General features: G+C 34.4%; 10 protein-coding genes. 9 read left to right on the top strand and 1 reads right to left on the bottom strand.

Annotated elements, in window-relative coordinates; genetic code table 11:
* Positions 1–24: 24 nt before the first annotated feature.
* From AC52CF_RS20965 to AC52CF_RS20950, 4 genes are all read left to right on the top strand, one after another.
* Positions 25–1,956 carry a leucine-rich repeat domain-containing protein gene (locus AC52CF_RS20965; RefSeq protein ID WP_214587847.1) on the top strand — a complete coding sequence of 644 codons (1,932 nt, stop codon included), beginning with the start codon at positions 25–27 and terminating at the stop codon, positions 1,954–1,956.
* 80 nt (positions 1,957–2,036) lie between these two features.
* Positions 2,037–7,781 (top strand): alpha-2-macroglobulin family protein, encoded by a 5,745-nt coding sequence (locus AC52CF_RS20960; RefSeq protein ID WP_496517639.1) that lies wholly within the window; start codon positions 2,037–2,039, stop codon positions 7,779–7,781.
* A gap of 219 nt (positions 7,782–8,000) precedes the next feature.
* The gene (locus AC52CF_RS20955; protein WP_496517638.1) at positions 8,001–9,464 is read left to right on the top strand and encodes an alkaline phosphatase PhoX; all 1,464 of its coding nucleotides are present in this window, start codon (positions 8,001–8,003) and stop codon (positions 9,462–9,464) included.
* Positions 9,465–9,545: 81 nt separating this feature from the next.
* Positions 9,546–11,327: a cytochrome-c peroxidase gene (locus AC52CF_RS20950; RefSeq protein WP_496517637.1), complete on the top strand. Its 1,782-nt coding sequence runs from the start codon at positions 9,546–9,548 to the stop codon at positions 11,325–11,327.
* 185 nt (positions 11,328–11,512) lie between these two features.
* Here AC52CF_RS20950 and AC52CF_RS20945 read toward each other — a convergent pair whose 3' ends face one another.
* The gene (locus AC52CF_RS20945) at positions 11,513–13,225 is read right to left on the bottom strand and encodes a helix-turn-helix domain-containing protein (RefSeq protein ID WP_496517636.1); all 1,713 of its coding nucleotides are present in this window, start codon (positions 13,223–13,225) and stop codon (positions 11,513–11,515) included.
* A gap of 390 nt (positions 13,226–13,615) precedes the next feature.
* On the opposite strand from AC52CF_RS20945, the gene AC52CF_RS20940 reads away from it, so the two are divergent.
* The 5 genes from AC52CF_RS20940 to AC52CF_RS20920 all read left to right on the top strand — a co-directional run bounded on the left by AC52CF_RS20940 (position 13,616) and on the right by AC52CF_RS20920 (position 22,064).
* The gene (locus AC52CF_RS20940; RefSeq protein WP_214587858.1) at positions 13,616–18,298 is read left to right on the top strand and encodes an Ig-like domain-containing protein; all 4,683 of its coding nucleotides are present in this window, start codon (positions 13,616–13,618) and stop codon (positions 18,296–18,298) included.
* Positions 18,299–18,402: 104 nt separating this feature from the next.
* Entirely contained in the window at positions 18,403–19,110 is a 708-nt protein-coding gene (locus tag AC52CF_RS20935; RefSeq protein ID WP_214587859.1) for a response regulator transcription factor, read from the top strand.
* Between the two features lie 2 nt (positions 19,111–19,112).
* The gene (locus tag AC52CF_RS20930) at positions 19,113–20,522 is read left to right on the top strand and encodes a sensor histidine kinase (protein WP_214587861.1); all 1,410 of its coding nucleotides are present in this window, start codon (positions 19,113–19,115) and stop codon (positions 20,520–20,522) included.
* A gap of 176 nt (positions 20,523–20,698) precedes the next feature.
* Complete coding sequence (locus tag AC52CF_RS20925) at positions 20,699–21,193, top strand: hypothetical protein (RefSeq protein ID WP_214587862.1); 495 nt, start codon at positions 20,699–20,701, stop codon at positions 21,191–21,193.
* A 28-nt stretch (positions 21,194–21,221) separates the two neighbouring features.
* Positions 21,222–22,064: a YoaK family protein gene (locus AC52CF_RS20920; protein WP_214587864.1), complete on the top strand. Its 843-nt coding sequence runs from the start codon at positions 21,222–21,224 to the stop codon at positions 22,062–22,064.
* Positions 22,065–22,327: the final 263 nt, after the last annotated feature.

Genomic DNA, 22,327 nt, shown 5'->3' with positions numbered 1-22,327 from the left:
ATTTAAACAGAATAACCACTCAAAATGAAAGAAAATCATCAAACAGATAAAACATCAGAAGCTTATAAAAGATTAAAAGAAATTTTAGGGGAAGAACCTTGGGAAGATTATGCAAGATCAAGAATAGATCTCAAAAATTTAACAATTGACGATTTTTCTATCATCTTGCCGTGGATCAGGAATGTAGGAAGATTGTATGTCAGCGATTCTACCATTTCCAATTTTTCAGAATTATTGAAGTTGGAGAATTGTTATTCTTTTCATTTGGATAATGTGACGTTCACAAACAATGACTGTGAGGTAACGAGAGACTTTCCAAGTGAAATTCATTTTTCTAATATGAATTTTGATGCAAGCGGGCTGAATTGCTTTCCTACATCAGTTAGTAAAGGACACCATAGCTTTTCTATTGAAAACTGTCATATTGAAAACATTCAGGAGATAAGCAATATAGAAGGAATTTCTGTATTATATCTTGATAAAATAACCTTCACCTATCATCCAAGAAAAATAAAAGAAAAATCAATTTACAGGATTAGCATTTCCGACTCGCAGTTTAAAGATATTTCTTTTATACCCTTTAAAAAATCGGTGGGGGATATTGATTTTGTAAACTGCCGTATAGGAAATTTTGAAGGAATTTCTGAGCTTAAGGAGCTTGAAGAAATTGGATTCGATAATGATACGATAGTTGAAGACATAAGGAAATTGGAAAATCCTTTTAATAAAAAAATTACCTGTTTTGTTTTCGTGAAAGATAAAAAGCAGCTCGATCTAAAAAATGTATTAGGGATCAGAAATTATATTAATCATATACATTTTACCAATTTTAAAGGAAAAAAAATTGATAATCTGGAAAAATTTGAAAGGTTGCATCATCTCACATTTGATAAATCTAAGTTTTATGTGGATGCATTTTTATCCATTGCAAAACAAATCCAGAGCGTAGAGGTTAGAGATTCAGCGATTAAAAAACATAGTTATTTTAAGCATTTTCCTAATTTGACAAGTTTTGAATTAAACGGTTTTGGAAAAGATAGTAAAGATACCCGAATTTTTTCAAAACTGTTTCCTCTAAAAAAACAGCTGAAAGAGCTGGAGTTTTATGAATCTCAGGATAAACCCACAAACTATCCCATCGAAAAATTTACAGGACTGGAATCTTTAAAAATAGGTTACAATATTTCGTTACAGACTGTGGAATCTATTCTTACTTTTAAAAAATTAAAAAAATTAGAAATAAGGATAGAAAAAACAAAGAAGATTATCGATTTGGAAAATCTGAAAAACTTGGAGTTTTTAAATATCTACAGTGAATCAAATTTATATTGTACGGGATTTGAACATTTAAAACGTTTAAAATCTTTGGAGATAAGCAGTGACGGGAAATGTGACATTAATATGCTTCCAAAAATGAAATCACTGAAAAGATTGAGTTTTTACAGTCATGAAGATTGTGCGGTGAAAGGGCTGAGCCAGTTTCCTAATTTGGAATTTCTGAAGCTTGAACACATAAAGAAGCTGCAATTAAAAACCCTGAAAAAGCTGAAAGTTTTGGATTTGAGAAATAGTGCAATTAAGAATTTGTCTTCCATTGAAACTTTACCATCCCTTGAAAAACTAGATTTATCTTCTCTTCAGAATAAAATTGATCTGAAAGAAATCTGGAAATTTCCCAATTTGAAATGGTTAACATTATTGGAAAGCTATGAGGTAAATGATATTTCAGGATTAGAAGCATTAAAAAAATTAGAGCGCTTGGATTTATACCAAACAAAAGTTACAGACGTAAAGGTGCTGAATACTTTGCCTAATTTAAGGGAAGTCAATTTATTAGTGAATAATTCCAAAGAACTTAATCTTGAATCACAATTGAATCGTCCTGAAATTGCCATTTACTGTGGATTACCAAGCGTAAATTTATGGATTTGGGAGAAAGATGAATTTGGGATTTAAAAACGAAAACGATTCTCCATTTTCATTATTCAGATTAATTTTAATTTCTTAAATAACGATAAAAATATTAAAAATATAATATGATGGAAGCCAACGTGGTACAGCTTATAATTTCTCTTAGAAATGAATTTGCAGGCATACATTATGCTCGCTATTTTGAAGATAACGAAAATAATAGAATTTCCCATTTTCTGCAGAAAGTGCATGATTCGGGAGAGTCCTTACAAGGAGAAGAAAAAATACTGTACGAAATTCTCGTCAGTACTTTTGCTCTTGATTATTTCAACGCAAGTTTTTCAGGAGAAGATCTTACCAATATAGATTCTCAGGATTTGTCTCAAATTGAAACATGGACTGTACTTGACTTTAAAAACTATATATCCGAAAGTTTCAGAAAAAACGACCTGAAAAAAGAATCTCTTAAAAAGATTTCAACTGAAAAGTACAGGCAGCTTTTCAGAGGTTATGAGGAAGATATTGCTTATTATAAAACTTTGCATGACTGGTATTTAATGAGAAAAATTAATTTTCTCTCAGACGATGTTTTTTTTACGAAGAACGAACTGAAAGAAAATGAAAATAAGATTCTTACAATCTACGATGTATTGATTAATGAAAATGAGGGCAATTCGAAGTTGTATTTTATGCACGAAAAATTGCTCTATCTCAGTTCGTTAGATAAAGAATTGAATAAAATGCAACAGTTGCAGACTATTCTGAAATCTGATATTGACGGAGATTACAAAGTTTTAATGATGCGGGACATCATGACAATATACAGGAATGATGATAAATCCAGAGAAGCTCTTGAAATTGCAGATCAGGCAAAAAAACAGTTTCCAAAATCCCCGTTTTTACAAGAAATTCAATACAAAGAAGATTTAATGACCAGTCCTAAATTGGGACTGAATTTTGAAGAACAGGTACAAAGCAATAAACCGATTCATATAGTAGCAGAATATCGCAATACTTATGATTTTATTCTGAATATTTATAAAGTGAAAGGCGGTTTTAAATCTTTTATTGAGCATACAAGAGATTATTATTCCGAAGGAAAATATTACCATGAAATTGAAAAAACACTTGTCAGAAAAGAACATTATACACTTCCTCACTGTGAAATTTATGAAGAGATGAAAACTTCTCTGGAGATTAAACCTTTATCTCCGGGATTATATGTTGCAGAATTTTCTTCAAAAGATTTAGCTGAAAGCGATTCAGTCAGAAACTATTTTTTCACAGTATCCGATTATAAAATAATTTATCATCATAAAGATGGAAATGATTTTCCGGAATCATTCAGATTGGTAAACAGTGAAAATGGAAAACCGATTTCTAACGAGGAAATTGTTTTTTTCGAATATCTTCGAGATCAGGATTTGGTAAAACTGAATGCCAAAACGGATGATGAAGGTATTTTTAAAATTCCGTCAGATGCGAATAATGCATATAGAAAATATCTTGTCCATCAGCCAAAAACCAATGATTTTCAAATTCTGGATTTATGGGGAAGAAAATTTTCAGAAGATCAGAAAAGAGATATCCTTAATAAAACGATACCGCAGATTTTTACCGACAGGGCGATTTACCGACCGGGACAGACCGTTTATTTTAAGGTAATTAATACTAAAATAGAAAACGAAACTGAATCGGCTGTTGCAGGATTAAAACAAAAAATAGCTTTAACGAATGGAAACGAAGAGGAAATTTCTACACAGGAATTTACAACCAATGAATTCGGGTCTTATCATGGAAGTTTTGTTCTGCCTAAAGGAAAACTAAACGGAACCTTTGCTTTAATGATTGAGGACGGAGCAGACTGTTTTCATACTTTTCTTGTAGAGGAATATAAAAGACCGAAATTTGAGATTACTTTTGAGCCCGTAAAGGGAGAATATCAACATGGACAGACGCTAGAACTCAATGGAAAAGCAATATCATTTTCAGGCGTTCCCCTCCGTAATATAGTTGTAAATTATGAAATTACAGAGAATGATATCCGCTGGAAATTTTTTAGTCATTATTCAAACGATTATAGTCGTGAAAATTCTATACTTGGAAACGTCGAAACCGATGAGAACGGAGAATTCACGATTTCTGTAACTTTTGAAGAAAATACATATTTAAAAGGTCTTCAGGTAGACTGTTTTAAAATTGAAGCGTCTGTTACGGATATCAATGGAGAAACACAGTCGGCTTCTGTTGAAATAAATGTGGCTTCAGTTCCTTATTACATCAAAGCCGAAGAAATTAAAGATGCTTTTACAGACGAAAATATAAAAATTAAGGTTGAAACAAAGAACTATAATAATCAGAATATTGAAAAGCCATATCATGTAAAACTTTCTAAGTTGAAGTCACCAGACAGGATTTTTAGAAAGATGTTTGAAGATGAAATTCAGAATTTATCACAATTTTCTAAAGAAGAGTTTATAGCCAAGTTCCCACATGACTATTTTGATGAGGACGAATATGATGAAGAAGTACAAATAGAAAAAGTGATTCTTGATAAAATCTATGATCCAAAAACAGACAATCAAAACCCATCAACTGACAACCAACAACTAACAACCCAAAGTCATCCTGAGCTTGTCGAAGGAAACCTAGATTTAGGAAAATTAGAAGTCGGGAGATATGAGCTGGAACTTTATGATAGTCAGAATGAAGAGTTAATCGAAACATCTCAGTACTTTAATGTTTGGGATAAAAATTCATTGAAAGAAGAAAAGGTATTTTTGAATGTTGTAGATCCAAAAAAGAGATTTTTAAGGGGTGAAAAAGCCAATATCTACGTATATTCTGCAATTCCGGATGCTTTGGTATATATCTTTCTACAGGATTGTCTGGGAAACAACATAGCTGAAATAAAGCAATTAAAAAATGGCGTTTTAGACTATATTGTAGAAGTTCCTAAAAATAAAAATATTTCAGAAATTAATGTTCAGTTTCAGATCATTGCTTACAATGAAGTACAGCATAGTGAGATTACTCTTAAAATAAAAGAAAGCGAAAATCCTCTTATTATTAAAACAACTACTTTCAGAGATAAGATTGAACCGGGTTCTAAAGAAAAATGGACGGTAAAAATTACAGAAAATAACAAAAATGCTTCAACTCCGCTCAGCTTGACAGCAGAAATCTTGGCAACAATGTATGACAGATCTTTAGATCAGTTTTCTATAAACACTTTTGAATGGAAAAAGCATTATGTTCCGTATTATGCGGTATTGTCTTACAAAGTTAAATATAATCTTAGTGCGAGATTTGCTTCAAAAAAGGTTCCTTATATAAGATCTTTTTCAATAGAACCGCCATGTTTCAATTGGTATGAGGGCGATATTCCTGAAAGTTTATCGTTTGTGGGCGGATCATCTGGTTATTCCGAAGACATGGTTTTGAATGAGCTTGAAGGGCCAAAATTGCATAAAAAAATTGCGAAAGGCGATGAAAAAGAAAGAGGAATTTCGGCTGTAGAAACCAACAGCGATTTAACCAAAATCCCCGTGCGCCAAAACCTAAACGAAACCGCATTTTTCTACCCGGATTTGAGAACCGATTCCGAAGGCAATGTAAGCTTTGAATTCACTTCTCCGGAAGCATTGACAAAATGGAAGCTGATGTTTTTGGTGCATACGAAAGACGCAAAAGCAGGAACGCTGGAAAAAGAAGTTATAACGCAGAAAGAATTTTCGGTAACGCCAAATTACCCGAGATTTTTGAGAGAAGGAGATGAACTGAATCTCCAGTCCAAGCTATCGAACCTAACGAACAAAAAATTAAACGGTTCGGCAGGTTTACAGATTCTGGATGCCTTTACCAATGAAGATATTTCGTCTCAGTTTGGGTTAAATGCAAACATTCAGAACTTTGAATTAAATGAAAACGGAAATTCAGCCTTGACATGGAAAATAAAAGTTCCAAACAATGTTTCATCCATTATTTTAAAAGTGGTGGCAAAAGCAGGACAATATTCCGATGGGGAGCAGAAAGCAATTGCAGTTTTACCCAACAGAATGCTCGTAACAGACGCGGTTCCGGTTTTTGTAAAACAAGGCGAAACCAAAACATTTGAACTGGAAAACCTTAAAAATGCGACTTCCACCACGATTTCCAATGTCTCCAATACGCTGGAACTCACGACCAACCCAATCTGGGAGATCATGTTTGCGCTTCCGAGCCTGAAAAATGATCAGAACAATTCAGCGGATGTGATCTTTAACAAATGGTTTGCCGATGTTTTGGCATCAGAAATCTTTAAAGCCAATCCGAAGCTGAAAACGGTTTTCGAAGAATATCAGAATAAAGGATTATTGAATTCCAGTCTTGAAAAAAATCAGGAACTGAAACAGTTGTTACTGGAAGAAACACCGTGGGTTCTGGAAAGTAAGAATGAAGAAGAACAGATGTCGAAACTGGCTTTGCTGTTCGATGTCAATTCAATGAAAAATTCAATTCAGCAGGATTGGGAAGATTTAGAGAAACTGCAGAATCCGGATGGCGGATTTTCGTGGTATAAAGGTTATCCGAGTTCGTATTCTACATCATTGTACATTCTTAAAAATGTAGGAAAAATCAATGTCTGGCTGAAAGATAACGTAAAAGATTACCAAAGTTCTGAACAGAATGAAATGGTTTCCAATCTGATCAAATACGTAGATAATGAAATTGAAAAATACACTTCGACTTCACTTAGTGCGGGAAAAGAAAATGTAATCAATAACTGGACTTTAGACTATCTCGACACCCGAAATTACTGGGAAAAACAGTATCCGTTAAAAGGAAAAGGAGTCACTTTAAAATCCTTGGTAAAACAGAAAGTAAAAACGATGAAAATTACAGATTTTACCTTCTTCGGACTGCATCGTGCCGCTTTACTGATGAATGATTATGGTTTAAAAGAAGTTTCAGAAAAATTGTTAAATTACCTGAAAGAAACTTCCGTAGATTCAAAAACGCAGGGCGTGTACTGGAAACAGAATCTTGATGACTGGGGCTGGTTCAGCTCAAAAGTGGTGAATCATGCAGGAGCATTGGAAGCATTTAACAGATTAAAACCCAACGATCAGCAATTTATTGAAGATTTGAAAATCTGGCTGATTACGCAGAAAGAAGTGAATTCATGGGGAAGCTCAAGAGGAACTTCAGAGGTGATTTTTACGATTTTAAATTCAGGAAAATCATGGACGACTGCGGAAAGTGATAAAGCAACGATTGTTTGGGGCGGAAAAGAGCTTCAGCCGCAAACTGAAGCGACAGGTTATGTAAAATCTACCGTGAAATCGGATGTTTTAGATAAAAATTTAGCCACCGTTACGGTCACAAAACCGGGCGCAGGAATTGTACAGGGAGGTTTGTTCTGGCAATATTACGAAGATCTGGATAAGATCAAATCCTCTGAAAATTATCTGTCCATAACCAAAGAGCTGTACAGAAAAATAAAAACCGTGAATGGGGAAGAATTGCAGAAAATCACTCCGGAAACTCCATTGAAAGTTGGCGATAAAGTGACGGTACGAATGATCTTAAATACCGACCGACCGATGGAATTCATTCACATCAAAGACATGAGAGCTGCAGGATTTGAGCCTTTGGACGTCCTTTCAGGGTATCAGTGGAAAAATGGTTTGGGCTATTATCAGTCGACCAAAGATGCTTCCACTAATTTCTATATTGAACAGATGCCGAAAGGGAAGTATGTTTTCGAATACGATTACGTTGCCAATGCATCCGGAATATTCTCAAACGGAATTACCACGATCCAGAATTATTACGCGCCACAGATGAATGCACATACAAAAGGAAGTAATGTGATGATTTCGGAATGATTTGTTTACAAATGATAAAACGGTAAAAATGATATTTTAAAAAGTGTTTTTGTTCTGCTCAGATTTTTAACAGTTCAGATATTTATTATAAAACCTGTTTAAACAGATCCTTGATTATGAAATAATTTTTCGGAGCATTAGTAATAATATATTGATATTACTTTAATATTCAATTTATAACCGAGCAATACTTTTGTCAAAAATAATTAAACTGAAATTATGATGAGAAAAAGTACAGTATTGGTTTTATTAGCTTCATCTGTTGCAGCCTCTGTTTTTTTTGCTTGTAAAGATGATGATAACACAACATCTCCCGACGAAACGATAGAATTCAAAAACCGGTCGGTTACTCCGTCCTTTGTTAAAATGGGTTCTGATTTTTCAGGAGTAGGGGTTTACACTTTGGTAAGTAGTGAAGATGTTATTCCAAATTCCGGAAATATGGTTTATGGTGGAGCTCCTGACGGTCAGGGTTTCATTAAAAATCCAGATGGAAGTGGTTACATAATGGTGACTAATCACGAAAATACATGGGCGGTATCCAGATTGTATTTAGACAAAAAACTAAACATCACCAAAGGTGAATATATTGTAAATTCTGATGGTGGTGGGTTCAGACTTTGTTCTGCTTCCATGGCTACTCCGGAAATTCATGGTTTTGGTCCAATGTTTTTAACAGCAGGTGAGTCTAATGTGAATGCAATGTGCCATGCTATTGATCCTTTAGCTGCCGCAATGCCATCAAACAATACAAGAACGAAGCCAGCTATGGGCAAAATGAGTGCTGAGAACTATGTCCCTCTAACGAAAAATGCTTACCCTGGAAAAACGGTGGTTATTGTTGGCGAAGATGCTTCCAACGGACAGGTTTATTTATATGTTTCTAACACAGTTGGAGACTTGGATAATGGTAAGTTATATGTTTTAAGAAGAACAGATTTGAACCAGATTGAAACTTCAATAACATGGAATAACAATTACCCGGTAGAGTTTGTAGAAGTACCCAATGCCAAAAACTTAACCGGGACTGAAATTGAAAATCTAAATTCAAGTCTTAAATCGATACAGTTTGCCCGTGTGGAAGATTTGGATTACCGAAAAGGTTCAGCTACTAACAACAGAGAGATCTATTTCACAGCTACCGGTGTAAGTGGTTCTACCGAGAAAACATATATGGGAAGAGTTTATCAGTTAAAACTGGATGCCAATGATCCACTTAAAGGAACGCTAAAAATTATTGCTGACGGGGATGTTTCACCTTCCGGAGCTAACGTAAAAGGGACTGATATTATTAATCCGGATAACCTGTGTGTTACAGAGAATTATGTATATATTCAGGAAGATGGAGATTCTTATTGGCCGGAAGCAACGCATAATTCATTGATATGGCAGTATAACATTGCAACAGGAACCAAAAAAGTATTCATGGATATGAGACACAGAGATGCGGATATGTTAGGAACTAAGTATAATCCTGCAAGTGATACTAAATATGGTCTTTGGGAACACGGTGCCATGGTTGATATTTCTGATGTAGTAGGAGTTCCCGGTACGTTTACCATCAATGTACATGCACACTCTTGGGTAGAAGGAGATAAATTTTTAAATCCTAGTAAAGCGATTTCAGTTCAGCCTTATAAAGCAGGAGGACAAACGCTTATCCTGAAAAATGTACCCAGATAAAATATCATTTATTTTTTAGAAAAACTTTCGCTCAATTTAAATAAGCGAAAGTTTTTTATTTATACTAACAAAAGTAAAACAATGCTTAGAACAATAATTATACTGCTATTTTTAGCTGCTGTTTTTTCATGTACAGATAAAGGACACCAGACTTTTGAGAACAAATTAAGAACAACTGTTTTAAAAAAGATAGATACACTAAGTAATACTTTAACAGAATTGGAAGGCACGAGAAGTCAAAAAGAGCTCATTTTAAACTTTAAAAAAGCAAGGAAAGAATACAAAGAAATAGAACCCTTTGTAGAGTACTATTTTCAAGGTCTTTCAAGAAGAATAAACGGTCCCGCTCTACCAGAAATCAGAACAGATGATAATATTGTAAACGATGCAGCGGGTTTTCAGGTAATAGAAGAGATAATTTTCAATGATCCCACAAACAGAAACGAACTAAAAAAGCAGATTAATATTTTAAAGACAGATTTAAAATTTGTTCATCAGAATTTTAAAGATTTACCCATTCAGAATCATCATTTTTACGAATTGATGCAACATCAAATCATTAGAATTGCAACCTTGGGAGTCACAGGTTTTGATTCTCCCGTAGCATTTAATTCTATGAATGAAGCCAGAGATGCCATTAAAGGAATAGAAGAGTTTTATACTTTGTATTGTGAAACCAATAAACAGGAAATAAATCCCCGTTTAATTGAATCCTTTAAAAAAGCGGAACAATACATTAATAAGAACAGTGATTTTAATACTTTTAACAGACTGGAATTTATAAAAAATCATTTAATGCCGATGAGCGTTGCTTTTGAACGTGAATTTAAAACTATTATTGAACAGACTCCGCATTTCAAAGACAATAAAGTATTTTATGGCCATTTATCCGATTTAATGCAGGGAAAAAAACTCAATCCTGATGCATTTTCCCCATATGCAGCATCAAAATCAACTGTGGAAAAAACAGCATTGGGAAAAATATTGTTTAATGATGTGAATTTATCACGAAACAATAAAATGAGCTGTGCAACCTGTCATAATGCAGAATATGCTTTTACAGACGGCAAAAAGACTTCGGTAGTTAATATTCATAGCAACAACATCAGGCGGAATTCACCAACATTGCTATATTCATCATTTCAAAAATCATTTTTTTATGATATGCGTTCGCAAGATTTGGAAAACCAAATTGAAAGTGTCATGAAAAACCCGGATGAGTTTAATCTTTCCCCAAAAGAAATTAAAGATAAAATTACAACGAACAAAAATTTAGTTCAGTTATTTACAAAAGCCTTTCCCGATAAAAAAGAAATAACACCCTATGAAATTAGAAATGCTATTGCTTCTTATGTGAGAAGTTTAATGCCTTTTAATGCCAAAATAGATCAATGTTTTTCAGGCAAAGCAGCACTTACGGAAAGTGAAGAAAACGGATTTAATTTATTTGCCGGTAAAGCCAAATGTGCAACCTGTCATTTTATTCCTGTTTATAACGGAACTGTTCCACCCTGGTTTAACAACTCTGAATCTGAAGTTATCGGTGTTCCAGAAAATATCGCATGGAAAAATGCGGCTATTGATGATGACGAAGGGAGATATGGATTAAATAAAATTGAACAACTCCAATTTTCTTTTAAAACTCCAACCGTAAGAAATGTTGAAAAAACGTCACCTTACATGCACAATGGAGTATATAAAACATTGGAAGAAGTAATAGAATTTTACAGATTAGGCGGCGGAAATGGTATTGGAATGAAGCTGAAATATCAGACTTTGCCTTTTGAAAATTTGAAATTAACTGAAAAAGAAAAGCAGGACATCATAAGTTTTTTAAGAACATTATCTGATGAGAAAAAATAGAGTAATGCGTTTAAATTTTTTTATTTAACATCCTGTGTCTCTCGTCGCGCCATCGTGAGGGTTCAAGGGCTGCATGAGATTAAAAGCCTTCAAATTAAATATATTTCAAGGCTTTTTTGTTTCAGCTTTTCCAAGATTCTATAAAGATATCTTTTGGTTTAAAATGAAGAATTATAAATATCCCCTTATTTGTTAAGGATTTTTTTATCCAGTTTCTTAATATATTCAGAGGGGGTCATGTGTACCCTTTTTTTAAAAGCATTAATGAAAGTAGTACAGCTTTTATATCCTATTTCTTTAGATATTACTTCAATATTGTATTTACGGATTACAGGATTTTTTTCCAATTCTGTTAAAATATAATTTATTCGAAGATTGTTTACATATTCAGAAAATGATACACCCTTATACTGGTTTATTATTTGTGATAAATATGTAGTGTTGGTATTCATTTGTTTAGCAACGTTGACAAGTTTGAAGCTGTTGGATAAAAATTTTTTTTTAAGCTCTAAAGAGTCAAGTTTTAAGAGAATATTAGAAACTGTATCATTTTCTATAGGGGTATGAGGTTTTTGATAATCATCGTTTTGTGTATTGAGTCCGATTTTGTAGAGATTCTTATTTTTAATAATCTCATCTTTATTCTTCCTTTTTTGATAATATATTATATAAAAAAGAGTAGATATCAGAATTAATGATGCAAAAAATATAAATAAATTCTTATTATTCTTTTTGAGTGTTTCTTCGGAAATATTTTTGATCTCTTCTTTTTCATAAATCCCCATGAAAAAATTTCCGGTATTTTTTTGAGCGTTTTCTTTGTTTATTTCTGATAAGCTCAGTTTTGCATACTTATATGCCATTTCATTATTACCATTACGTTCATAATTGATACTTAATAAATAATAGACTTTAAGCTTGTTTTCATATGAGCATTTGGAGTCCTGAATATCAGTGGTTAATTTTCTAAGATATTTGAATGCTAAATCACTTTTTTTAAGATTGGTATATATTTCAGCTTTAGAAATCCAGACTATTTCTTTAGAAAAACTTTTCTTCATTAAAACAGAATCTTTTTCGCAATCGTTAAAAAGAGATAACGAAAGGTTATATTCTTTTTTGAGTAAAGCGATTTGAGCTTTTCTACTTCTGTGAAGAGCTTTAGAATATGCTGAAAAATTCCCGGAATTTTTCATTAGCTGATAAGCTTTCTCATAGTTTTGTTCCGCGGAATCCAGAAATTTTATTGCTCCCGTATCTTTGTACCAATTGATAAAAGCATCACTTTTCGTATTATAAGCCGCCGCAATTTCTTTTGCCTTCAGAAACTTTGTGTAAAGTCTGTTCTCACGATCATTATAAATATCATTTAAATGTATACTGAGAAGATCAATCCCCTTTTTATAATTTCTTAGCTCTATATACGCTACAGCAAAAAAGATTAATTGTTTCTTTTTATATACTGGACTCATTCCTATGGTTAAATTGTTAAGATATCTTAGTCCCAGTGCTATATTTCCTTTTCTTTTTTCAATATAAAAAAGTCTTGTTACTGCAATGTGTTTTAATGCTTCATAATAAGAAAAAGCGATTTTATTCTTGTTTTTCTGAAGTAAATCCAAAAAAGAGAATACAGATTTTTCTGCCTCAGAAAACTTCCCCTTTCCATATAAAGAAGAGGCTGAATCAATTCTAATCAGCAAATCATATTTTGTATTATATTTTGAAAGCCTTTTGAAGTTGATGTTTTCGTTACTCAGTTTGTGATGTACGAGATCCCATTGATCTTTTTTTATTAAACTGTCGATCTCATGAGAATCTTTTAGATCAGTTAGGCTTTGAGAATAAATTTTTACAGAAATAAAAAAAAATATAACGAGTATTTTTTTTAAGAGCATATGTGTTTTTTTCTATCCAAATTTACTTAAAAATTAATAATCCTTAAAGAAGTATAAGTTTTTTCAACAAAAAAGAAAATCCACAATGGTTTTATTTTAATTGGTTGTATTTCAGTATTTTAATTATTGTCTTGTTAATGGGATTGAATACCAAATTTATAAATATGATGAACATTTTATTTTACAAAATCAAATCTTTAAATAAGTTTGAATATAAATTTCACCATAGTCAGAATTAATATTCTGTTTTTTATAAAGAATAATCTTTTAAATATGAATAATAGATAAATTGATCATTGTCTGCATAAACACCGAAAATTTAGAAATACATATTGCATCAGGAGTAAACGAAAATCCTTCAAAAGAGTAGTACAAATTAAAAAATAACAAATGAAAATTAAATTATTTCTGTTATCATTATTGTTATGGCAGGGATTTCTACTATCCCAGACCGTAACAATAGATTTAAGTACCGGAAAAAATGATGACGGTACACTGATGAACGCACCACCACCGGATGTTACCGACGGAGTTTCAGTAACCGATCCGGATTGGTCTGTTGTAAGACCGGGAGAAACATCTGCCGTAAATACTAAAACAAGACACACTTATACAGGATGGTCTTTTGCTGCTTTAACGATAACTAACGGAGCTTTACAAAGCAGATGGATTACTGATAAAGATGGTTGGGCTGCTGTTGGAGATGGCTATTACTATTATTATAGCAAGAGTTTTACAATACCCGATGGTGCGGTTAATGCTACACTTAACTTTAGGTCATTAAGCTTTGTGCGGAACTGGACATACCTCGTAAAAACAGATGTTTCGCCAAATACAGAAGAATTAATCACACAGACTACATGGATGAGTGATGGAGCTAAAGGCTGGCTGAACTCTAGAAGTCCCGAAGTTTTGAATAAGCCACTTTCTGCAGGAACATACGTTATAAAAGTAAAAATATATACGAATAATGGAAATGTAACCAATGCCCTGAATGCTCAGGGATTAGTAAGTTATACTCCGCAATCCTGTACAAACCCTTCACCACAGGTAAATTCTCCTGTTGGTTATTGTCAGAATGCTGTTGCGTCTCCACTTTCAGCTACCGGAACGGGTCTGTTATGGTATACAACATCTACAGGAGGGACAGCAAGTGCGACCGCACCTACGCCGTCAACTGCTAATTCCGGTACTGTTTCTTACTATGTCAGCCAGACAGTAAATGGTTGTGAGAGTGAAAGAGCAAAAATAGATGTCATAGTAAATGCTGCTCCTGATTCTCCGATAGTAAATTCTCCTGTTAGTTATTGTCAGAATGCAGTGGCTTCTCCGCTTTCAGCAACCGGAACAGGCTTGTTATGGTATACAGCATCTACAGGAGGAACAGCAAGTGCGACCGCACCTACGCCGTCAACTGCTAACTCCGGTACTGTTCCTTACTATGTCAGCCAGACAGCAAATGGCTGTGAGAGTGCAAGAGCAAAAATAGATGTGGTGGTAAACTCTCCTGTGGCTTTAATATTATCATCTGGATCTAATACACAGACAGTAGATGTAAATACACAAATTCTACCAATTATTTATACATTTAGTAATGCTGCAAGTGTAGTTGTAAATGGTTTGCCTTCAGGAGTTACAGGAGTTGTAAATAACAATACTCTTACAATTAGCGGAACACCAACGGCTGTAGGTACATTTAATTATTCTGTCGCTACAAATGGAGGATGTGGACAGATAACATTAAACGGGAAAATAGATGTTACAGCAGTAAGAGATTGGCGATTAGCTCCCAACAGTTATATTTTTGATCCTAATCTTAATAATGACGGATTTTATATTCCTGTGAAGAAAGCCTACGCAATGTGGAAAGATCAGAATGGATTGCTGAATGATGCCACAATCCTTAATGGTACACCAACAGCAGAGGTTTACTGGGAAGATGTTGCCGGTCTTATCCGCTCTTCAAATTATAGCCTCTCAATGGAAGGATCCGGTGAGGATGCAAAAATCAAGGTAGAGATAAATAAAGCAAAAGGTGAAGGAAATGCTGTTGTAGCATTTAAAATTAATAATAAAATTGTTTGGAGCTGGCATGTTTGGGTTACAGACGATCCATCAAATGGTGTAACCTATGGAAATGTTAGAGCGGGTGTAGAGACAGCAAGTTATTTAGAAAATGGGGTTGTAAAGAAATTTATTCCAAAGTGGATGGACAGGAATCTTGGTGCTACAAATAAAGATTTTACAGGGTATAACTGGGATAAATCAGGTGGTTTAATGTATCAGTGGGGAAGAAAAGATCCTTTTCCGGCCTTTGAATATAAAGATAACTCAAAATATGAGGTTAGTGGAACTATAGGTACGAAAAAACATTTGTATGATTATACGGGAAATGGTACAACGGACAAGATAACAAGTATGCAGAGACCTTATAATGACATTAATAGCAATATTAAATATTCTGTAAATAATCCTTTAGACCTTATTTTTACAAATGTAGTAGCCGGACATGCGTGGTTTGTTCAAAACATAGGTGCTGATAATGCCACAAGAAAGAAATCTGATCTTTGGGGAGATAATTCTCAGCTTGCTACCAATACAGCGGGAAGTACTGTCAATACCTACAAACCAAAAACTTCCTATGATCCTTGTCCGAATAACTGGAGAGTACCATCTTACATAAACAATACATTTGCAACAACAGTTAGCAATACTTTTTCTCCGTGGGGAAGAGATTCCGGCAACCCGGCCAATGATTTAGCATCTTTTGTTAATACTAAGCCAACCACAATTAATCAGGCTTTAAACGGAGTAAAAATTTATCATAACTTAGGTATAGATTTTACAAACACCTATTCAGGAAGTTTTCCAAGAAATATGGGAATTTATCCGGGTAATGGCAAATATGTAGTAGGCTCTACCGGTGATTTTTATCATCAGGATCCTCACGAAATTATTGTTCAGTCTGCTACAGTTGCTGCTTCATCCACTCCTTATTCATACTTTTTTTATGCTTATGGAGATGCTGGACAATTTACGTCAAAACCTGATGCTACATTATATCCTAATATGATTGGTAAATATTATACCCATGCATATGAATCTATGGGCTTGTCAGGAGCTATGGCGTGTCGTTGTGTAGAAGATAAATATGCGAAAGGATATGATTTCCCGACCAGTTTCTTTACTAATGTAGCGAATGTAAATTATACGGAAGGACTTAAAGATCCGAATACATATTTAGTTACTAGAGCAGCTACAGAAAGGGAAATAAAAATCCCGATTAGTAAAGCGTTCTCTGTTTATAATCAATACCTTTCAGATCATGGAATGCGTGATTTCAGTAGCCTTAAAGTAAATGTTTATTGGGCAGATAACAGATCTTTAATCTCTAATATCAAAGTAATTAATGCTCCGACTAGCAAGGAAAATATAAAGGATGCCTACATCTCGGTAAAAGTAGCTCCGGATCAATCAGGAAATGCAGTAGTTTCATTACATAACGGAAGTGTTTCTGCTCCTGCTTACTGGAGTTGGCATATCTGGGTAACCAATACCAATGTGGATGAAGTTGCATATCAGACAGAAGATGTATTATTGCCTGCTAATGCCAATTATGTTAATTTTACAAATTCCGGAGCTCAGCCAATGAAAAATATCTTTATGGATAGAAATCTTGGTGCTACAGATGCTTTTCCGAATGTTATTAATCCAGAATCTGTAACACCGGCAGAATTAACAATGATTAATAATTCTGGCGGAATGCAGTATCAGTGGGGTAGAAAAGATCCTATACCCAGCTTTATTACTCCAGGTCTAATTGTCTCCAATGGAATGGCTGCTACAGGAAATTACAGTATTTGGACTTCATCAGGACCTGATGCCAGTGGAAATGTATATCCATCATCGTTTTCTGAACTTACGGGAAATGCCTATGAAAATACTTACATCAGGCGAAGAGATACAGATTATGGTAATGTAGGAATTACTAAGGCAGAAAAAATAATGAATAATCTGAAATATGCTTCAGAAAATCCTCTGGCTTTTATGGTTCCGGGTACAAAATATACAAACCGGTCAAGTCTCAATTCTTTTTATGGTCAAGACTGGTTGTATTCTACTCCTAACCAAATGATGGACAGATGGGGGCATGCTGCATCTAAGTCTGTATTTGATCCTTGTCCGGGAGGATGGAGAGTTCCGGATACATCAATTGGAGTAGTGGACAATGATCCTAATGACCCGAATCATTTAGATGATAATAAAGGAAGTTCTCCATGGTATAATGGGTTTTATAAAAAGAATGCATCAGTAGATCCGTTTAGAATTCACAGTATGGGGATTGTACAGGAAGTGGATTTTGAGATTAAAAATCCAACAGATATTTATAATGGTGGTGTTCCTTATTATTTAGGCAATACGGTTAAAAATACTAGCACGGTCTATGGATATCAGTTTGGTAATTCTGCTAATACAAGTAATCCGAACCTGAAATATAAAATCGGAAACTATCCTGTAACAGGATTGAGAGGCTTTAGTAATAATGATGCCATTTCTGTGGCTATGAAATTAGGTATTTCAGGAGTGTGGACAGCAACATTAAGATCTGCCAACTCTTATGGAACTGCCTATAATATGGCGTTTCTGACAAACAGTCTTACCTCGTCAAAGCTTGTATCAATGAATGATTCATTTATCAATCATCCGATGAATGCGATGAATGTGAGATGTGTGAAAGAGGAATCAAAATTCGGACAATTGTTAGGAGTAGCTTCTAATACGGGAATTGCAGCAACAACAAATCGCACAGCAAAAAATACTTCCGGAAAAAATCCAGATATAAAAGCAGATATTACCATAGATGTATATCCAAATCCTTTTAACAGCTTTATTACGGTTAAAGGGGAAGATCTGAAATCTTATGAGCTGTATGATATTTCTGGTAAACTCCTCAAACAAGGAAACTTATTGCAGAAAACAATTAATACGAATGACTTAATTAAAGGTGAATATCTGTTAAAAATAATAACGAATAGGAACATAATAAAGGTTAAGAAAATCATGAAAAATTAAATTAGTACGAAGAGGCTGTCTTAAAATTGAGGCAGCTTTTTTTTCAAACATCCAAAATTTCATTTCCCATCTTTTCCCTATTTTTGTCTAATTCCAAATTTCAAATGAAAAGAATAATCCTCATCGAAGACGAAACCAGTGTGGTATCATTTATCAAAAAAGGGCTGCAGGAAAGCGGATACGAAGTTTCTGTGGCTTTTGACGGTAAAACCGGCGTTCAATTGGTGCAGTCGAATGATTTTGATCTGGTCATACTAGATATTATGCTGCCGGAAATGAATGGGCTGGAAGTCTGCAGAGAAATCCGGAAAACCAATCAGAATGTTCCGATTCTCTTCTTAACCGCTTTGGGAACTTCAGAGAACATTGTTTTGGGCTTGGAAAGCGGAGGGGACGATTATCTCGTAAAGCCATTTAAATTCATAGAACTGGTGGCAAGGATTAAATCTTTACTGAGAAGGAGTAATAACGGGAACCATCAGGAAACGGATGAAACCGAACAAGATAATGAATATGTGTATCAGTTTTCAGATTTGGTTTTAAATGATTATACCAAGAAAGTTACGCGCGCGGGCGAAGAAATTTCACTTACTTCAACAGAATACAAGCTGCTTTTGTATTTTTTAAACAATCCTGAAAAAGTCATTTCGAGAACAGAAGTTTTAGAAGCGGTTTGGGGCGTGAATTATGAACTGGGAACCAATGTTGTGGATGTTTATGTAAATTACTTGCGAAAGAAGCTCGACAATCAGGAAGATAATAAGCTGATTCATACAGTAATAGGAATGGGATATGTGCTGAAAAAATCTTAAAGATGTTTAATAAAGTTGTCACAAATCAGACCAAAACGATGGTGCTTCTGATGTTGGTTTTTACCGCCATCATATTGCTGTTCAGTGGATTGGTGTATTTTTCGATTGTCAACTTTTCGCATCAGAGATTTTACGAGCTTTTGAAAATCCGTACCACCACCATTATTCAGATCGAAAAAGGCAAAGATAATCTGGATCTTCCGGAAAATTACATTCTAAACGGATTAAACGATGAGGAGCTTCCGATGGAGCGGGATTATGTTTTTGCAATTCCGTCTGACTCAAACTTTAAGAAAATTTCGGATGAGGTTCATATTCCGGACTATTTTTTTAAAAGCATTGTAAAAAAAGGCGAGGCGAATTTTAATGACAAAGAATTTTACTATATCGGGCAGACTTTTAAGCATGATGATAAAAATTATATTGCCATCGCATCCGCCAAAAACCATTATGTGGTTTACTATCTCGGTTTTTTAAAAAGAACTTTGATTACCTGCATCGTTCTTTCGCTGTTCTTCAGTATGATCTTTTCTTTTTATTTATCCAAAACATTATTCAAGCCCATCCTTAAAATTACAGGAAAAGTAAAGGAAATCAGTTCCGAAAATCTTCATTTGCGTCTGGAACCACAACCCGATAATAAAGAACTGAACGAACTCATCGACACTTTCAACGGAATGCTGAACCGCATCGAAACCTCTTTTGAAACCCAGAATCACCTGATCGGAAATGTTTCACATGAGCTGAGAACGCCGTTAACGTCGATTATGGGTGAAGCAGATGTGGCACTTTCGATTTCCAGAACCAATGAAGAGTATAAAGAAACTTTAGGAATCATTCTGAACGAAGCCGAAAAATTAGACAAAAAAATCAAGGCTTTGCTAATGATCGCACAGACCGGATTTGACGGCAAAATCCAGAAAATGGATAAAGTGCGGATCGATCAGTTGCTTTGGGATGTCATTGAAACCCTCAGAAGAATAGATTCCAGAAATAATATCTATCTCGATATCAGTATGTTGCCCGACAATCCTAAAAAACTGAAAGTTCAGGGCAACGAACAGTTGCTGCATCTTGCGGTTGCGAATATTATCCAGAATGGCTGTAAATATTCTAATTTTCAGCAGGTTAAAGTCTCTTTGGGAGCAACGGATTCGGATGTCTACATTATTGTAAAAGACAGCGGCATCGGAATTCCCGGACAGGAAATGAATAAAATTTACGATCCTTTTTTCAGGGCTTCCAACACCAAAAATTATGAAGGCTACGGAATCGGACTTCCATTGGCAAGAAATATCGTGAGAATACATCGTGGAGAACTAATCGTAAGCTCGCACGAAAATCAAGGAACGACCGTTCAGTTGCGTTTCCCGAATTTCTACAGTATGCAGACAGACGGAAAAGAGATCTAATATAATCATCGTTAATTTCACTCTTTTTCATTTAAACTGTTAATTCTTTTTAACAGATTCTAATCGTATTTTAATCTCTTTAATCACATTTTAATTCCGTTCCAAAGACGTTCTAATTTGGTCGTTTTAGTTTTGTATTATCAAAAAAGATAAATATAAACCTAAATCTCATTAATATGAACAAGACGATTTTAATAGCCACCGATTATTCTCTTGAATCTTTGAACATTCTGAAAAAAGTAATGAGAGAAAAAGAGGCTTCAGAAGACCAGAATCAATATAACATTCTTTTGGTTTCGGGGTATGATATGGGAGATTCCATCAGAGATCTTCTCTTCAATACGAAAAGTACCATTTTTAATAAAATCAGACCGCAGGAATTTTGTGATGCCTATGAAATTATCAAAAATAAATATCCTCATTTAATCAATAAAATTGTGTGCGATATTTTCACCGGCAGTTTCCAGAGAACATTCAATAATTATGTGAAAGCGGAAAATATAGAAGAAGCGTACTATTCTTCATCTATTAAAAGCAGTGGCAATAGTAAGTTCGATCTTATTCCTTACATCAAAAAGTGTAAAGATTTGAAATCTCAGGAAATTTCAGTTGAAGTTCGCAAAAGCCTTCCGGAAAAAGGAAGACTGGCGGAAATCTTTGTGGAAGCTTAATACCGAAGAACTTTAAAAATTTAGAAAAATGCTAAGGAATTATAGTAACAGCAGAACGTTGGGAGACAACATCAGACTGGGAACGCTGACTGCTTTTACGGCGGGTACTATAAACATTGCTTCTCTGTTGATATTTCTCTCTTTTACCTCCAATGTAACGGGGCATTATGCTATTCTTGCAGCGGAAATCAGCAAGGCAAACTGGTCGCAGGTTGCGGTGGTGGGAATGTGGATCTTCCTGTTCTTTTTCGGAGGATTTGTGTCGAATTTTATTGTGATTACATTCAATCAGAAAAGTAAATATTTCGCCCATGCAATGCCTTTGGTTCTTGAAATTGCCTGTTTACTGTTTGTGGGAATCTACGGACAGTTTTATTACCGGAAAACACTGGAAGAAACGGAATATCTGGTCGCTTTAATGTTATTCGCAACAGGTTTGCAGAATGGTTTAACGGCAAGTATTTCTAATTTCTCGGTAAAAACCACTCACCTTACAGGAACAACCACCGATCTCGGGATTTTATTCTCCATGTTTACGCAGAAAAAATTCAGAAAAAACGGCGAACTGGTAGCAAGAGCGAAACTGTTGATGAGCATCATGATTTCCTATGTTTTGGGTGCGGTTTTTTCAGGATTAACCTACTATTATCTTGAGTTCAGGGTGTTTTATGTAATCAGTCTGTGTTTGCTGGTGGTAATTGGTTATGATGCTTACAAAATTCATATCAGACATTTCAATACGAAATACCGGTACAGCAAAATTTATAAGAAACCGAATCTGATGGCGTATTTTTATGATAAAATCCACGGAATTCCGGTGATTAAAGAGCAGAAGAGAGACAAGAAAAGAAAGCTTGTATTTGATGAATAAAATGGGCAGAAGCTTAGCGTAAAAGATCAAAATTCTTGATAACATTCTGAATACTTTTTGTAAAGCTTTGCCGGATTAAACAGACAATGTTAAATAAGAGATATAAATATCAGTATTAATTTTGTGTAAACTAGCTGTGAATCAATCCTCTAATTGTATAACGCAATTGGGGGATTGTGTTTTTAGGAAAACCCCGATAACGAGACAATTTGTCTGAATCCGGATGATGGCTGGAATGTTGATATGTTGATAAATTAATTTTA

The sequence above is a fragment of the Chryseobacterium sp. 2P genome (assembly GCF_059579425.1).
Note: the sequence above shows the minus strand (reverse complement) of the source record. Positions and strands in the feature narration are given on the sequence as shown.

Coding starts and splice junctions, on each gene's coding strand:
- AC52CF_RS20965 (WP_214587847.1), top strand. CDS start 25: ATGAAAGAAAATCATCAAACAGATAAAACATCAGAAGCTTATAAAAGA.
- AC52CF_RS20960 (WP_496517639.1), top strand. CDS start 2,037: ATGATGGAAGCCAACGTGGTACAGCTTATAATTTCTCTTAGAAATGAA.
- AC52CF_RS20955 (WP_496517638.1), top strand. CDS start 8,001: ATGATGAGAAAAAGTACAGTATTGGTTTTATTAGCTTCATCTGTTGCA.
- AC52CF_RS20950 (WP_496517637.1), top strand. CDS start 9,546: ATGCTTAGAACAATAATTATACTGCTATTTTTAGCTGCTGTTTTTTCA.
- AC52CF_RS20945 (WP_496517636.1), bottom strand. CDS start 13,225: ATGCTCTTAAAAAAAATACTCGTTATATTTTTTTTTATTTCTGTAAAA.
- AC52CF_RS20940 (WP_214587858.1), top strand. CDS start 13,616: ATGAAAATTAAATTATTTCTGTTATCATTATTGTTATGGCAGGGATTT.
- AC52CF_RS20935 (WP_214587859.1), top strand. CDS start 18,403: ATGAAAAGAATAATCCTCATCGAAGACGAAACCAGTGTGGTATCATTT.
- AC52CF_RS20930 (WP_214587861.1), top strand. CDS start 19,113: ATGTTTAATAAAGTTGTCACAAATCAGACCAAAACGATGGTGCTTCTG.
- AC52CF_RS20925 (WP_214587862.1), top strand. CDS start 20,699: ATGAACAAGACGATTTTAATAGCCACCGATTATTCTCTTGAATCTTTG.
- AC52CF_RS20920 (WP_214587864.1), top strand. CDS start 21,222: ATGCTAAGGAATTATAGTAACAGCAGAACGTTGGGAGACAACATCAGA.